At 40.9% G+C, this 16588-nt stretch carries 9 protein-coding genes and 1 tRNA gene; 7 read left to right on the top strand and 3 right to left on the bottom strand.

All coding sequences use genetic code 11. The features are described 5' to 3' along the window. Positions 1-81: 81 nt before the first annotated feature. Positions 82-2691: a glycoside hydrolase family 2 protein gene (locus BCL90_RS16860; RefSeq protein ID WP_121285184.1), complete on the top strand. Its 2610-nt coding sequence runs from the start codon at positions 82-84 to the stop codon at positions 2689-2691. Positions 2692-2969: 278 nt separating this feature from the next. On the opposite strand, the gene BCL90_RS16855 is transcribed toward BCL90_RS16860, so the two are convergent. The 3 genes from BCL90_RS16855 to BCL90_RS16845 form a co-directional block, all read right to left on the bottom strand. Then, entirely contained in the window at positions 2970-3296 is a 327-nt protein-coding gene (locus BCL90_RS16855; protein WP_121285183.1) for a 2Fe-2S iron-sulfur cluster-binding protein, read from the bottom strand. 43 nt (positions 3297-3339) lie between these two features. Next, a complete protein-coding gene (locus tag BCL90_RS16850; protein ID WP_029274634.1) occupies positions 3340-4350 on the bottom strand; it encodes an NAD(P)/FAD-dependent oxidoreductase in 1011 nt (336 codons plus the stop codon). A 285-nt stretch (positions 4351-4635) separates the two neighbouring features. Then, the gene (locus tag BCL90_RS16845; protein WP_121285182.1) at positions 4636-6762 is read right to left on the bottom strand and encodes a prolyl oligopeptidase family serine peptidase; all 2127 of its coding nucleotides are present in this window, start codon (positions 6760-6762) and stop codon (positions 4636-4638) included. A gap of 362 nt (positions 6763-7124) precedes the next feature. Here BCL90_RS16845 and BCL90_RS16840 point away from each other — a divergent pair, with 362 nt between their 5' ends. The 6 genes from BCL90_RS16840 to BCL90_RS16815 form a co-directional block, all read left to right on the top strand. Then, the gene (locus BCL90_RS16840) at positions 7125-7874 is read left to right on the top strand and encodes a UDP-2,3-diacylglucosamine diphosphatase (RefSeq protein ID WP_121285181.1); all 750 of its coding nucleotides are present in this window, start codon (positions 7125-7127) and stop codon (positions 7872-7874) included. Positions 7875-8633: 759 nt separating this feature from the next. Continuing rightward, on the top strand, positions 8634-9707 hold the full coding sequence (gene prfA / locus BCL90_RS16835; protein ID WP_055904375.1) for a peptide chain release factor 1: 1074 nt from the start codon (positions 8634-8636) through the stop codon (positions 9705-9707). A 102-nt stretch (positions 9708-9809) separates the two neighbouring features. Then, positions 9810-9883: transfer RNA gene (locus BCL90_RS16830), tRNA-Asp, on the top strand. A gap of 160 nt (positions 9884-10043) precedes the next feature. Continuing rightward, positions 10044-11048 carry a helix-turn-helix domain-containing protein gene (locus BCL90_RS16825; RefSeq protein ID WP_121285180.1) on the top strand — a complete coding sequence of 335 codons (1005 nt, stop codon included), beginning with the start codon at positions 10044-10046 and terminating at the stop codon, positions 11046-11048. Between the two features lie 5 nt (positions 11049-11053). Then, a complete protein-coding gene (locus BCL90_RS16820; RefSeq protein ID WP_121285179.1) occupies positions 11054-12175 on the top strand; it encodes an AraC family transcriptional regulator in 1122 nt (373 codons plus the stop codon). Positions 12176-12293: 118 nt separating this feature from the next. Next, positions 12294-16588 (top strand): CshA/CshB family fibrillar adhesin-related protein (locus BCL90_RS16815; protein WP_244214197.1); only part of this gene is annotated, 4295 nt, incomplete at its 3' end.

Raw genomic sequence — 16588 nt, 5'->3', positions numbered from 1 at the left:
CAAAAGTCGGAATAAGTTTAACCGACTTTTGTATTAAAAATTAGCCATAACAATAATTATCAATTATAAGATTTCAAATAAATGAAGAAAATATTTCTACTTATTTTGTGCTGTTCAGCCTTAATTGTAAATGCACAGCAGCGATACGAGCTAAACTCGGGCTGGGTTTGTACAAATATCAAAGATGTGCAAGCTGCTAATGGTTCAGAAATTTCTAAACCCGGTTTTTCGCTTAATAGCTGGATGCCTGCAACAGTTCCTGGAACGGTTTTAACCACTTTGCTGAACAATAAAAAAGTTCCCGATCCATTTTACGGAATGAACAACGAGAAAATTCCTGACGTATATAAAACCGGTAACGATTATTACACATACTGGTTTGTAAAAGATTTTGAAGAGCGTGCTAAGGGTAACGAACAGGTTTGGTTGCAGTTTAGAGGAATAAATTACAAAGCTGAAATTTATTTAAACGGGAAAAAAGTTAATCCGAAAACCCAGGTAGGGATGCACCTTAGGGCACAGTATAACATCACTAAACTGTTATCTACCAATGGAAAAAACAGATTGGCTGTAATTGTTTATCCGCCAGATTTTCCAGGTAATCCTAACGGTGGTCAGGGTGGCGACGGTACCATTGCAAAAGGTTTAACCACCCAATATACAGCTGGCTGGGACTGGATTCAGCCTACGCGAGATCGTAACACCGGAATTTGGGATAAAGTGACCATCGAGAAAACAAAAAGCATCAATATCCAAAATCCGCAGGTAATTACCCTGGTTCCGGGCAAACGTTTACCCGAAGGGAAACAAAATCCGGCAACCGTTAAAGTTTCAGTTGAAGTAGAAAACCCAACCGGCCAGGCGGTTTCGGGTACTTTGCAATATCAGATTGCCGGAAAGTTGATTAAACAATCAGCCACCATTGCAGCGAATAGAACCACTACCGTTAAACTTCCTGATTTACAGCTCGAAAATCCTAAATTATGGTGGCCAAGCGGATATGGTGCACAAAACCTATATGATGTAAAAATCGAATTTGTAGCGGCCAACCAGGTACTAGATCAGGAGCAGCTTAAAGTTGGAGTGCGTCAGATTGATAACATCTGGAACGAGCATACCAAGAGTATGGGCGCTTTTGTAAACGGACAAAAGATTTTCATAAAGGGTGGTAACTGGATCATTTCTGATGCGATGCTCCGTTTTAGCGATGCCCGTTACGATGCAGAAATACGTTACCATAAAGACATGAACCTCAACCTGATCAGGATTTGGGGTGGGGCAATACTGGAAAGGCCTGAATTTTACAATGCCTGCGATAAATATGGTTTGCTGGTTTTTCAGGATTTCTGGTTCAGTGGCGATTGCAATGGCCGTTGGGTAGACCCGATGAAGAAAGAAGACCAATGGACACGTAGAAATTATCCTGATGACCATACCCTCACCTTAACAGCCATTGAAGATCAGATCAAGATGATCAGAAATCATGCTTCACTTGCTTTTTGGTGTGGTGGAAACGAAATTACCCCACCTGAAGATATTTTGGAACCTTTAAAAAATGATATTCTTCCTCGTTTAGATGGTACGAGAAAACTTTTCGATTTCTCTAATAGTGATGAAATGTCGTTCAATTCAATCGGTGGTAATGGTGATGGTCCTTACGGGATACAGGACATCAGAACTTTTTGGGGTACAAAGACTTTTCCTTACAATTCGGAAGTTGGATCGGTAGGAGTCGGCGATTACGCTTCACTACTCCGTTTTATTCCGAAAGAAAATCTAATTGCGCCACAGTACAAAGCTAAGCCCGATTCGGTATGGGATTACCATAAATACATTTCTTACGAGCAATACCTGAATCCTTATGGCAAACCAAAAAGTGCGGAAGATTTTGCAATGAAAGCTCAACTAGCCAATTACGACCAGTATAGGGCATTAATGGAAGGCTTTTCTAACAAAATGTGGGACTGGTACACGGGTTCCATCATCTGGAAAACCCAAAACCCATGGACAGCCATGCGCGGACAGATGTACGATTATTACCTTGATCCCAATGCTTGTTTATATGGCTTGAGGAAAGGTAGTGAGCCCTTACATGTGATGATGAATCCTTTGGATAGTATGGTTACTATTGTAAACAACGGATTTACCACCAAAAACAACCTGATGGTACAGGCTAAAGCTTATGATATGGATGGGAAAGATTATTTCTACTCTCAGGCATTCAACTCGGTTGGTCCATCTTCGGTGAGAAGATTGTTTCCTATGAATGAGTTTTTAACCAAGCTGGATAAAAAAGAAGGTGTTTTTATTTCGTTAAAGATTTTAGATCAGAAGCAAAATATTTTAAGTGAAAATCTTTATTGGTTTCCGGGTAAGGACGGCGAATATTCGGGCTTAAAAAGCATCAAACAAGCGCCATTAAAAGTTGCTGCCGTCGATCAGAAAAACGGAAAAGTGGCCGTAACCTTAAGTAACGCAGCTGGAAATCCTGTCGCGTTTTTTAACCGTATCGCTTTAATAAACGGCAATACTGGTGAACGCGTATTACCTGCTTTTTATGATGATAACTACATTAGTATTTTACCTGGCGAAAGTAAAACGGTAACGGTAGAATACACAGGAAAACAAAGTAATTTAGCTGTAGAAGTGTATGGCTGGAATGTAGAAAAGCAGAAAGTAACGATTCAATAAGTTAGTCGGGATTTGTAATCCCGTCTTTAGAACTTTGGATTTTTAATCCTCTTATTGTCCTCGTTTGTAACGAGGATAGCTGAGAAAGGCGATTTTATCGCCACTGTTATTCAATTGCATTAAAAATGCAAGGCTCATAAATCCTCAACAAACGAGGACTATAGTATTGGTTGCAAATCCACGTCTCATGCAGTCGGGATTGCAAATCCCGACTAACACTCCAACAAAAAATGGCGATACTTTTGATATCGCCATTTTTTGTTTATGTTATTTAGAACTTAACTTATACCGTGTAATTTCACTTTTAATCCGTCCATATTATTGTTTAACTGCAATTGGCAGGCTAAACGCGAATTTGGTAATAGATCAGGCAGAGTATCTAACATAGCATACTCATCGTCTGTCATTTCGTTAAGTTTTTCTTCGCCTTCCAATACATCAACACAGCAGGTAGCACATAGCGCCATTCCACCGCAAGTAGCAAGAATATCGTACTCTGATGCCTTTAAAAACTCCATCAGGCTTAAACCCATGTCGGTTGGTGCAACGTGTTCAGTAACCGAGCCATCCGGCTCCTGCATATATATATTGATGTTGTTTTCCATTTTTAGTTCTCTTGTTATTTGAATAGCAAATATAGGAGAAAGCTTAAAATTCTGAAACTCCGTTTACAGTTGTATACTTCATGGTATATTTAACACCTGGGTTCATGTAAGAATAAGCGCTGTGGCTCATTAATGCAGCCTCGTGGAAACCACAAAGAATCAATTTTAGTTTATTGGTGTAAGTGTTGATATCGCCAATAGCGTAAATTCCAGGAATGTTTGTCGAATAATCATCAACGTTAACCTCAATTGCACTTTTGTTAATATTTAAATTCCAGTCTTCGATCGGGCCTAATTTAGGGCTCAAACCAAACAAAGGGATTAAGTGATCAGCCTCTACCACCGTTTTTTCCATGGTACGGTTCTGAACAATTTCAACTTGCTCTAATTTGTCAGTTCCCTGTACAGCTTGGAGATTGCTGTTTAAAATTAAATTGATTTTTCCACTTTCGGCCAATGCCATTACTTTTGCAACCGAATCTGGTGCACCACGGAAACTTTCACTTCTGTGAACCAAAGTGAGTTCAGAACAAACTTCTGCTAAGTAAATCGTCCAGTCTAAAGCTGAATCGCCACCACCTGCAATTACCATTTTCTGGTCGCGGTATTTCTCTGGATCAAGGATCATGTAGTTTACACCCTTGCCATTTTCAAAGTTTTCTAAATTTTCTACAGCAGGCTTACGTGGCTCAAAGCAACCTAAACCACCGGCAATTACCACAACTTTAGCTTCGATAACGGTACCCATATTAGTCGTTAATACGAAATCTGCTTCACCGCGTTTTTCTAAACCTTCAATACGCTCGCCTAAAGTAAACGTTGGATGGAAAGGTTTTGCCTGCTCCATTAAGTTATCGATAAGTTCCTGAGCCAACACAGAAGGATAACCAGGGATATCGTATATCGGTTTTTTAGGGTAAATTTCAGACAGCTGACCTCCAACCTGAGGAAGGTAATCAATTAAATGGCAACGCATTTTTAATAAACCGGCTTCAAAAATGGCAAATAAACCAACCGGACCAGCGCCTATTACGGCTATATCAGTAGTAATCATTAAAAAAAATTTGACGCAAAGTTACGAAATAAAGTATTATCAATCCTGCTATTTAGAAATATTCTAGATAATTTTGCAATCGTATTATATTCAGTATTTTATATGCTTTGGGCTAAAATGAAAGCAAAAGTTAAGGGTTTTTAGTGATTTAAAGCAAATTATAATTGGTCTATGGATTTAGTGGGATATAGTTTATATTTCCGGTAAATCGTCATGCTGAATTTATTTCAGCATCTATCTGGCTATTAAGACCCTGAAATAAATTCAGGGTGACGCTCGCAAGCTTTACCAACTCATTCCTAAATTCTGAAATACAAAGCTCCATACATCAGCCGCTTCTTCAATCATTTTCGTTGTTGGCTTGCCTGCGCCATGACCCGCTTTAGTTTCTATTCGGATTAAAACCGGATTTTCACCTTTGTATTTATCCTGTAAGGTTGCCGCAAATTTAAATGAATGTGCCGGTACCACCCTGTCATCGTGATCGGCTGTGGTGATTAATGTGGCCGGATAATTCACCCCACTTTTTATGTTATGGAGCGGTGAATATTTAATCAGGTAATCAAAATCTTCCTTTTTATCGCTTGTTCCATATTCAACAGCCCAGCCCCAGCCTACAGTAAATTTATGGTAGCGCAACATATCGAGCACGCCAACAGCAGGTAAAGCCACTTTAAAAAGATCGGGCCGTTGCGTCATACAGGCGCCAACTAAAAGTCCGCCGTTTGAGCCACCCGAAATGGCAATTTTAGATGGGTTGGTATATTTTTCCTTAACCAGGTATTCGGCTGCGGCAATAAAATCGTCGAAAACATTTTGTTTTTTGGCTAACATTCCACCTTTGTGCCACGCTTCGCCATATTCGCTCCCGCCCCGTAAACTGGGTTGAACGTAAATGCCACCATGCTCTAAAAATAACATCCGCGAGAGACTAAACCCCGGGGTTAAACTCACCTGAAAACCGCCGTATGCATAAAGATAAACCGGATTATTGCCATCCAGTTTGATGCCTTTTTTGTGTACAATAAACATGGGTACTTTAGTGCCATCTTTTGATGGATAAAATACCTGTTTGGTTTCATAATCGTCTGTATTGAATTTCAGTTCTGACTTTTTATATAAAATCGATTCAGCTTTGCCCACATCGTAACGGTAAATAGTGCCGGGAGTGGTGAAATTGGAAAAGGTGTAAAAAAATTCTTTATCTTCTTTATAACCCCCAAAGCCTCCAACGGTTCCAATTGCTGGTAGTTTTACTTCGCCAATTTTCTTTCCTGTTAAGTCAAACTGAATAATATTGGTGCTTGCATCTTTTAAATACGTAGCCCAAAGAAATCCTCCGCCAGTTCCAATACCTTCTAAAGCCAATTTCGATTCAGGGATAATTTTCTCCCAGTTTTTGGGATCTGCATTTTTAGGATCGATTAAAACTACTCGTTTGTTTTCTGCATCAAGGTCGGTGTTTACCAGTAGTTTGTCACCAATATTATCAACAACACTGTGGTTGTTTTCGAAGCCCTTAACCAGTAGGGCGATTTTGCTGTCAGGCGCTTTTAAGTCCTGGTAGTATAATGCATTGCCTGAAGTGCCGGCACTGGCATAAACCACCAGAAAACGTTCATCTTCGGTAACATTGGCGCCGAAATATAGATTAGGATTGGTTTTATCTTCAAAAATTAATTGATCATTTTGTTGCTGATTGCCCAATTTATGGAAATACACTTTTTGGTATTTATTGGCTGCAGAAAGATCGGTCCCTTTAGCAGGTTCGTCAAATTTACTGTAGTAAAAACCATCGCCTTTCCAGGCTGCGCCAGAGAATTTTGTCCATTTCAGCTCATCTGCTAATTTGGTTTTGCTGGCTATATCCATTACGTAAATATTGCTCCAGTCTGATCCTGCTTGCGCAACCGAATAGGCCAGGTATTTTTTGTCGTGAGAGAAGCCCAAAAGCGAAACGGCTGCTGTTCCATCTTTTGTGAGTGTATTTGGATCAAGAAAAACTTCTTCTTTGCCATCTAATCCTTTTTTAATAAACCAGATACTTTGGTTTTGAAGGCCATCATTTTTAGTGAAAAAATAATATTCGCCAACCTTAAATGGCGCACTTTCTTTAGGATAGTTCCATAATTCGGTTAAGCGCTTTTTAATGTCAGCACGATAGGGAATCTGCCCGAGGTAGTTTTGGGTAACCTTATTTTCGGCTATAACCCAGGCTTTTGTCTCTGCCGAAGTATCGTTCTCCAGCCATCTGTAAGGGTCGGCAATAGTGGTGCCGAAATAATTATCTTTTGTGCTATCTTTTTTTGTTTCAGGATATTTCATCAATGTTATTTTTTCTGCAGGTTTTTTGCCCTGGTTACAGGCGAACAGACTTAATGCAAATAAGCTTAATAGAATTTGTTTTTTCATAGTGAAACAGATTTATTTACTAATATATGTCTTTTTTTCCTTCGGGTTGATTACACAGATTTTAGGATTGCACAGATTAAGGTATTTTAAGTTTTAGTCTTTATGCTAGTTTTTCAGCCTTTACCTTCGGGTTTTTACCATTGAGAAATTAAGGGCATTAAGTTTTTTGCCACGGAAACACAGATTTACACGGAGGTAAGCACATAACATTAGTTCTCCTTCAAGGTGATTATACCGATTTGTTAGGCGATTTTAGTTTTAGTGTTTGTATTAATTTAGTATTCTAGCTTTAGTCTTTGGTCTTTAAGCTTTGTGCTTTCTTCTTTAGTCTTTAAGCTTTTTGAGTTACCTTTGAAAAATCCATGGCAAAAAATATTTATTTCGCTTCCGATTTTCATTTAGGTACGCCCAATTATGCCGAAAGCCGTGCCCGTGAAGCGCGTATTGTAAGCTGGTTGGATTTTATAGAGCCAAATTGTGGCGAATTGTTTTTGATGGGCGATATTTTCGATTTTTGGTTCGAGTACTCGAAAGTAATTCCTAAAGGCTTTATTCGTTTGCAGGGTAAATTGGCTGCTATGGCCGATGCCGGAATAAAAATTTATTTTTTTAAAGGCAACCATGATATGTGGGTGCGCGATTATTTCATTCAGGAAATCGGGATGGAAATTGTAAGTGATGAACTGATCATCGAAAGGGGAGGTAAGAAATTTTATCTACACCATGGCGACGGTTTAGGGCCTGGAGACAACAAATATAAATTCCTAAGGAAAATTTTTAGAAGCAAACTTTGTCAATGGTTGTTTGCCCGTTTGCATCCAAACCTGGGCATTGGCATTGCAAATGGATGGAGCCAGGGGAGTAGGGCTGCACAAACCGAAAAAGAAGTTTTTTTAGGCGAGGATAAAGAATGGCTGGCCATTTATGCCAAAGAACAATTGCAAAAAGCACATTTCGATTATTTTATTTTCGGACATAGACACCTGCCGCTTGATATTGATTTGGGCAAGGGAAGCCGCTATGTGAATATTGGAGAGTGGCTTAACTATAATTCTTATGGGGTTTTTGATGGTGTAGATTTGAAATTGGAGTATTATAGTCCGGATGCGTAATTAGGTTCATTTTTTTCGGAAAGCAAAACCTGAAGCTTAATTTAATGTTCGTCGGGCTTTTCGTTTTAGTCCCGATGAAGAATCGGGAGCTGCCACTACAATCCCGTTTATTTACGCAGGTTCATGCTACTATTAAGGGTCGCATGCGCCTAAATGCACCTCACTCTGTTCCTAAACCCGATAAAACGGAAATCCCGCAGCGTTTGGCGAGGACTTGAAGTGATAGCGGGGCTACTGGCTGCCATAGGAGAGGAACTGCTCATTTCCAAAACCTCTAAATAGTGCTTTCTCTGGCATAAAACTATTTTTCCAACTATATTAATGTCTATTTTTCGGAAAGCAAAACCTGTAGCTTTTTTTAATGTTCGTCTGGCTTTTCATTATAGTCCCGATTTTGAAGGAAAATCGGGAGCTGCCACTGTAATCCCGTTTAGTTACGCAGGTGCATGCTACTATTAAGGGTCGCATTGCGCTTAGCTGCTGCACCGCCCTCTGTTCTTAAACCCGATAAAACGGAAAGCCCACAGCGCAGCGAGGACTTGAAGTGATAGCGGGGCTACTGGCTGCCATAAGAGAGGAACTGCTCATTTTCAAATTGAACTTAAGCGATTTCAATTATGTCTAAGCGACTGAGCAATTCAAACGGTTAACCAATTAACCTCTAATCCTAAACAAACAAATTCAGCTTTTTTCCTTATTTTTGCATTTCCTGATTTTTAGCCTGGTGCTACTAATCAGGAAATTTCAACAAGAATAAATATGTTAGATAAATTAGAAGCTATAAAGCTGCGTTGGGAAGATGTGGAGGAATCGCTTAGTAATCCGGATGTAATTCAGGATATGAAACGTTTTGCGGCTTTAAATAAAGAATATAAAGATTTAGGCAAGATTGTAGATGAATATAAAATCTACAAAAATGTAATGAGTAATATTGATGCCAACAAAGAAATTTTAGCTACAGAGAAAGATGCTGAAATGCGCGAAATGGCAAAAGAAGAGCTCGATCTTTTGTTAAAACAGCAGGAAGAAATGGAAAGCAATATCCGCTTGATGTTGATTCCTAAAGACCCTGAAGATGCTAAAAATGCAGTTTTTGAAATTCGCGGTGGTACCGGTGGCGATGAAGCGGCTTTGTTTGCGGGCGATTTATACCGCATGTATACCCGTTATTTCGAAACTAAGGGTTGGAAAGTGGAGACTGTTGATGTAACCGAAGGCACTGCGGGCGGTTATAAAGAGGTAATTCTGAAAGTAAATGGCGATGATGTTTATGGTCAGTTAAAGTACGAAAGTGGCGTACACCGCGTACAACGCGTGCCAGATACTGAAACGCAGGGCCGTGTGCATACCTCAGCGGCATCAGTAGCAGTTTTACCAGAAGCAGAAGAAATTGATCTGTATATTAACCCTGCAGATATTGAGTTGCAAACTTCGCGCTCAGGCGGTGCTGGTGGACAGAACGTAAATAAGGTAGAAACCAAAGTGCAGTTAACACATAAACCGTCGGGTATTGTGGTGGTATGTCAACAAGAACGTTCGCAATTGGGTAACCGTGTAATTGCGATGGAGATGTTGCGTAGTAAACTCTACGATATCGAATTGCAGAAAAAGAATGGTGATATTGCTGCTAAACGTAAAACAATGGTGTCAACCGGAGATCGTTCGGCTAAGATCAGGACTTATAACTATCCACAAGGGCGTGTTACCGAACACCGTATCGGATTAACGATGTATAACCTGCCAAGTATTATGGATGGGGATATCCAGGAGATTATTGACGCACTCCAGTTCGCAGAAAATGCAGAGAAGATGCAGGAAGGCGCTGTAGGTTAAGGAGTTAAATATTTTTGAAAAAAAAGTTTGCGAATTAAGATATAGTCTCTATATTTGCAACCTCGAAAGAGACAAGAGGTTCGAACTTTAAAGGGAACAAAAGGAGTGGTAGTTCAGCTGGTTAGAATGCCTGCCTGTCACGCAGGAGGTCGCGGGTTCGAGTCCCGTCCATTCCGCAACAAAAGCCTTAACTTGCAAAAGTTGAGGCTTTTTTGTTTAATGCCCCCAAGAATCCCGCTTGATCCCCATAACAAACTGAACAATCGAAATCACTAAAAATATTTAGAAAAGGGTAACTTTGTTGGCCATACGAATATCCTTGATGCTTAATAAAAAATGCTCTTAAAGCTAGCCGGTACCTTCAACAAATTAATTTTGCTCTCAGCTTGCCTGGGAATTTATGTTGTCTTTTACAAATTGCAATGGATCGCAAATGAAATAAAGTGTAATGAGCGTCTATGGAATCCCGTATGGATGTTGTTTGGACCACTGCTCCATCTTGCTTTACGATCTCTCTCTGGGGCTCGAACGACCAGTAAAGATGGCTTGCATTTAATACCGGCAGCGCTTACCACAGTTCTCTATGCGTATGTATGGTTTACCAAAATCTTTCATTATACATGGGCCAGTAGCTCATTTTCGCTTTACCAAAATTCCTATTTGGTGATCTCTATATCACTAATAACATACAGCTGCCTGACAATCAATAGACTGTACTCGGCAATAAATACACTTGCTGCCGACCTGCTGGTGATGTGCGCTGCCATATATATCATCATTGCCACACTAATGATCCTGATGTATTTATGCTGGAACGTATTTAAAATTGATATGCAGATTGACTACCGTTTCTTTAGTTATTTTCTGTTGTTGAGCATGAGTTTCCTGGTTTTTCGATACCTGGCAAATGCGCCAAAAGCGCTTCCAGCGAAGCTGGAAGACGTCGTAACACCTATGTATGCTAATTCGCAGTTGAGTACTGAGATGGCAGAGCGCTACAGAAAAATGATCACCGACTGTTTTGACAACACAAATATTTATCTCAAATCCGACCTGTCATTGGAGCTTCTTTCTAAAACATTAGACATCCCAAAACACCTGCTCTCTCAAATATTTACGGTGCAGATGAAGCTCACATTTTATAAGTTCGTAGCTCAGTATAGAATCAGCTATGCTATTGAACAAATGAAATCCAGCAACGGCATGCTTACCATTGAATCTTTAGCTTATGAATGCGGTTTCAACTCAAAAACGTCTTTCAATAAATATTTTAAGCAAATCACTAATTTAACACCACAAGAATACCAGCGAACTTACTTAGATCCTCAGCGTACCCCTTAGCACCTATGAATGAACCGGCAATATTCCCACTGATTCCCTACCTTCTATTGTTGACAGGAACTGTTAGTGCGATAAACATCTATATCGGATTTGAATACAACAAAAAAGATTTGTTTGGAAAAGTCATCAACGCATTTTCCATATTTGTGTTTTTCCATGCATTTTATGTCTTTTATCTGGAGAATTTCTACATACACGAGCGGTGGTTGGATAGGATGATGCCTTTCATATTTGTCTACGGTCCTTTTCTTTACTTTGCGCTTCGGGCAATGAAAGGAAAGACGATTTCTACGGGTAGGGTATTGATTCATTTAATCCCATTCGCAATCTTCTTCGTTATCTTTATCCATTCGGCAATCTACGGTTGGTATAAGGATCCCCATATTTTCAAGCCAGTGATGCGAATAAGTGCATTGTGCTCGGTATGCTCTCTTTTAGGCTACACCTTTACGGGCATCTTTAGTAACGGAAGCAATGCAATCCTGCAGATGAAGCGGAAACGTAATATCGTATTAGTGGGCGGAATTATGATGCTGTTTGTCAGTATGTTCTTTATTGCTGTAAGCATCTCCATAGCTAAACATGGTACTGCCGCACAAAGCAGCTATGTGTTTCGAACAACTATTTATACATTCATGCTGATTATCACAGTCCTGATTCTTGGTTATCTGAAAAATATGTTCCTTAAGGTCCACCGTGCTGATGGCGAGCGGCCTTTAGAGGAAGCTCTTGATAAAGATGCAACCCCTTTATATGCTAAGTCGAAATTATCGGATCTCCAGCTGCAGGAATATACTTCCAGACTTAATGATCTGATGGATGCGCAAAAACCTTATCTTGATCCGTCTCTTTCCCTGGAAAATCTTGCACTCCAACTTAAAATTCCAGCCCACCACCTTACGCAAACACTCAATTTGCAGCTGCAGACCAATTTTACCAGCTTCGTTAACAAGCACCGCATAGCATATGCTTGCCATATGCTCGATAATAAATCCGGGAGCAAGCTAACTATAGAGCAACTTGCTTTCGCAAGTGGCTTTAATTCAAAGATTTCGTTTAATAGAAACTTCAAATTGCTAGTCAGCCTCACGCCTTCAGAGTACCTGCAAGAGGTCACATCAACATAGATCATCCATCTGGGAAGTACGCCTGCCCATACGGATGATCCGTTACTAATGCTTGCATAAGTCATCTTTGCGCCCACTTAACGCTCCCCTATGTGTAAGGGGAAGATAAACTTATCGCATGGAAAAAATTTTACTGTATTTAAAACGAAACTTACGATTTCGGTACGCAATTGGATTGCTCGTTGCCCTAACTTTTTTCGTAAACAACGCCAGGGCGCAATATGCCATTGGCGGAACAGCTGGCGATCTTACCAAAGCTGTATACTGGCTTACCTGGGATAATGCTACCCTGACTGAAAAGCCAGCTACTTTTACCAGTACCAATGTGGTAAACGGTACGTATCGCTGGATGTTCTCCCCAACAGTCCGCATTACGGCCATCATTTCTAACCGCACTACTAACGCTGGCGGAAATATGGTAGCCTATACGCCTGGTCAATATTCGGGTGATGGTCTCGACTTGATCTATTCTGGAAACGGACTTACTAAGCCCAATTCCAGGGGTGTGGTAAATTCGGGTCTTGCCACCACAACCGGCGCAACAATCAAGTTCGATATCGACGTAAAAGTTGATATCTTGATGAATGGGGTCTGGACAAACATTACTTACCCAGGTATGGTGATCGGCGATGCTGAATCTATTGATGCTGGTGGTGAATATATCCAGGGAACATCTCCTTCTTCTATTGCATGGCAGCTGCTAAACAAGCGTACCAATGGTAACGCTAATGATGACCACTATAGAATGTTGCTTTCTAATGCAGGTAAGAAATTTAAACTTTCTGCTAACCTTACGCCCGGCAATTTTGGTATCCAGGCGGTTATGTTTGCCCATAATGCAAGCAACCTGCTGGATGTAGAGATGAAAGGTTCTGGTATTACCGCAATGGCTATCGGTTTTGTCTTGCCTTTTGATCTTGGGGATGCCCCGATTTCGTATGGTGATAAAGTTGGCCATTATATTGATAAATTTTTGATCACCGATTATTTTCCTGGTGATGGCGACTATGCCACTGTTAATTACCCTACTACACCATTAACGCCTGAGGCTACGGTGTATATCGGTTCGCCAAATGTAGATGCGGATGGTCTGGGTGCTCATGGGCCCCTGGCTAATGCGGATAACAATACGCAAAATAATGATGAAAACACGATTGATCCTTCTGGCTTAGCCGATGTTAAGGTGAATCAGGCTGGGGATTATGTCATTAGCTTTCCGGTTACTAATACTAAAAACGTACCTGCTGTGGTACGTGGATGGGTCGACTTTGATGGGGATGGTATTTTTTCTCCAAATGAAATGATCAGTGTTACTGTTCCGGCCAATGCTTCCAATTATACAGTAACGCTTACTTATCCTAATGCGTCTTTTATTAATGACATCAAAACCGGGCCGCTCTATGCCCGGATCAGAATAACAACAAGTACTCTAATCGATGACCCTGCTACGCCGGTAGATGAGCGAAGTACGTCGTTCGCTGCCGATGGTGAAACAGAAGATTACAAGCTGAAAGATATTATTGGTCCGTCAATTTCTGGAAATGTGATTAACGACGGAAACGGCCTGAGTGATAATCAAATCTCGGGAACAGGAATCAACACGCTCGGCGGATCTCCACTATACGCTTACTTATTAGATAACACGAGTAAAATTATTGCTAAAACGCCTGTTGCCGCTGATGGCAGCTATCAATTTGCCAACCTGAATAAGGGAACGTATAGTGTGGCTATTTCTACTGTTAATGTGCCGGTAAACGGAACCAATACAATAGCTAATATCCCGCCAACGATTCCTACTGGCTGGAATGCTGTAGGTGATGCGTTTGGAGTTAACAACAGTCAGACGGGATTTGAAGCTGGTGTGCCTGACATGCGGGTTACAGTAGTGATACCTGGTTTAAGCATGGATGTAACAGCGGTAAACTTTGCCGTTGATCAGGTTCCGTTTGCTGTAAATGATGGAGTATCTACTACTATAGACACTGACTTGATTATTGAAGTTCTTGCAAACGATACGGATCCAAACGGTAACGCAACAATCAATAAAACAACAGTTTTACTATTTAACCCAACAACAAATACCTATGGTACCAGTCTTACAGTAGCCAACCAGGGTGTTTATACCGTTGATCCGGCAACTGGACAAGTTACCTTTAATCCTGAGCCTGCCTTTATCGGTATTGCAACGCCGGTTAAATACACGGTAAAAGACAATGCAGGTGTTGTAAGTAATCAGGGTACAATTACTGTCCGCATTAAACCGGTTGGTGTTGATGATGCCAGTTTAACTGCATTGAACACGCCGGTTACAACAGTTGTAAAATCCAATGATGGTGTCAGTGCATCGGGTACCACTGTTAGTAAAGTGGCTAATCCAACGCACGGTTCTGTTGTGGTTAATGGTGATGGAACAATTACCTATACGCCAACAAATGGTTATATCGGTACGGATACATACACCTACAAACTTACTACAGGCGATCTGGTAGATTCTGACCCGATTACGGTAACGATCACCATTGGTACCAATCCGAAAATATCTTTAGTTAAATCGATAACGAATACGGGTAATGGTGCTGGTGGCACTTTCAAACTTGGTGATGTGATTAATTACAGCTTTAAAGTCAAAAACGAAGGGGATGTAATATTGAACACGGTCGCTTTAGCTGAAAGTCTGCCTTTTGTTACCTTAACTGGCCCTACGGGCGATACTGGTAACGATCAGTTGCTTAGTGTTAGCGAAGTATGGACTTACTCAGGTGCATATACGATTACTCAGGCTAATGTTGATGCTGGTAAGGTAACAAACCAGGCTACTGTTACTGCTAAGGATCCAATCAATACACCTGTAAGTGATATTTCAGGATCTACTGCTTTAAATGATACGCCTACTGAAACGATCATCACACAAACCCCGGTTATTAAATTAACTAAAACCGGAACTTACGCAGATACCAACGGCGACGGCAAGGTAAACCTTGGCGACAAGATCAGCTATACTTTCAAAGTTGAAAACACTGGAAACGTAACGGTAAGTGATATCGTTATTACTGACCCTAAAGTAACCGTAACTGGCGGTCCGGTAACTTTACTTCCTGGCGCAGCAGACTTAAATACATTCACTGCTTCTTACACGGTAACACAGGCCGATATTGATAAAGGCGCGGTGTACAACATTGCAACAGCAACGGGTAAAGATCCTAAAGGAAACAACGTTACCGATCAATCTGAAAGCGGTAACCCTTCAGGTCCTGGTACACCTCCTGTTGATCCTGCCTGTCCGGATTGCACGATCACACCACTTCCACAAACCCCGGTTATTAAATTAACTAAAACCGGAACTTATGCTGATGCGAATGGCGACGGTAAAGTAAACCTTGGCGACAAGATCAGCTATACTTTCAAAGTTGAAAACACGGGTAACGTAACGGTGAGTGACATCGTTATTACTGACCCTAAAGTAACAGTAACTGGCGGACCGGTAACTTTACTTCCTGGTGCAGCAGACCTATCGAGCTTCACTGCTTCTTACACGGTAACACAGGCGGATATTGATAAAGGCGCTGTTTACAACATTGCAACAGCGACTGGTAAAGATCCTAAAGGAAACAACGTTACCGATCAATCTGAAAGTGGTAACACTTCAGGTCCTGGTACACCTCCTGTTGATCCTGCCTGTCCGGATTGCACGGTTACACCGCTTCCACAAACCCCGGTTATTAAATTAACCAAAACCGGAACTTACGCAGATACCAATGGCGATGGTAAAGTAAACCTTGGCGACAAGATCAGCTATACTTTCAAAGTTGAAAATACTGGTAACGTAACGGTGAGTGACATCGTTATTACTGACCCTAAAGTAACCGTAACTGGTGGTCCGGTAACTTTACTTCCTGGCGCTGCCGACTTAACTACATTTACTGCTTCTTACACTGTAACACAGGCCGATATTGATAAAGGTGCTGTTTACAACATTGCAACAGCCACTGGTAAAGATCCTAAAGGAAACAATGTTACCGATCAGTCTGAAAGCGGTAACCCTTCAGGTCCTGGTACGCCTCCTGTTGATCCTGCCTGTCCGGATTGCACGATTACGCCACTTCCACAAACCCCGGTTATTAAATTAACTAAAACCGGAACTTATGCTGATGCGAATGGCGACGGTAAAGTAAACCTTGGCGACAAGATCAGCTATACTTTCAAAGTTGAAAATACTGGTAACGTAACGGTGAGTGACATCGTTATTACTGACCCTAAAGTAACCGTAACTGGCGGACCGGTAACATTACTTCCTGGTGCTGCCGACTTAACTACATTTACTGCTTCTTACACTGTAACACAGGCCGATATTGATAATGGTGCTGTTTACAACATTGCAACAGCAACTGGTAAAGATCCTAAAGGAAACAATGT

It is taken from the genome of Pedobacter alluvionis (genome assembly GCF_003664035.1).
Lineage (GTDB): Bacteria > Bacteroidota > Bacteroidia > Sphingobacteriales > Sphingobacteriaceae > Pedobacter > Pedobacter alluvionis.
This window is presented reverse-complemented; position numbering and strand designations above follow the sequence as displayed.

Coding starts and splice junctions, on each gene's coding strand:
- BCL90_RS16860 (WP_121285184.1), top strand. CDS start 82: ATGAAGAAAATATTTCTACTTATTTTGTGCTGTTCAGCCTTAATTGTA.
- BCL90_RS16855 (WP_121285183.1), bottom strand. CDS start 3,296: ATGGAAAACAACATCAATATATATATGCAGGAGCCGGATGGCTCGGTT.
- BCL90_RS16850 (WP_029274634.1), bottom strand. CDS start 4,350: ATGATTACTACTGATATAGCCGTAATAGGCGCTGGTCCGGTTGGTTTA.
- BCL90_RS16845 (WP_121285182.1), bottom strand. CDS start 6,762: ATGAAAAAACAAATTCTATTAAGCTTATTTGCATTAAGTCTGTTCGCC.
- BCL90_RS16840 (WP_121285181.1), top strand. CDS start 7,125: ATGGCAAAAAATATTTATTTCGCTTCCGATTTTCATTTAGGTACGCCC.
- prfA (WP_055904375.1), top strand. CDS start 8,634: ATGTTAGATAAATTAGAAGCTATAAAGCTGCGTTGGGAAGATGTGGAG.
- BCL90_RS16825 (WP_121285180.1), top strand. CDS start 10,044: ATGCTCTTAAAGCTAGCCGGTACCTTCAACAAATTAATTTTGCTCTCA.
- BCL90_RS16820 (WP_121285179.1), top strand. CDS start 11,054: ATGAATGAACCGGCAATATTCCCACTGATTCCCTACCTTCTATTGTTG.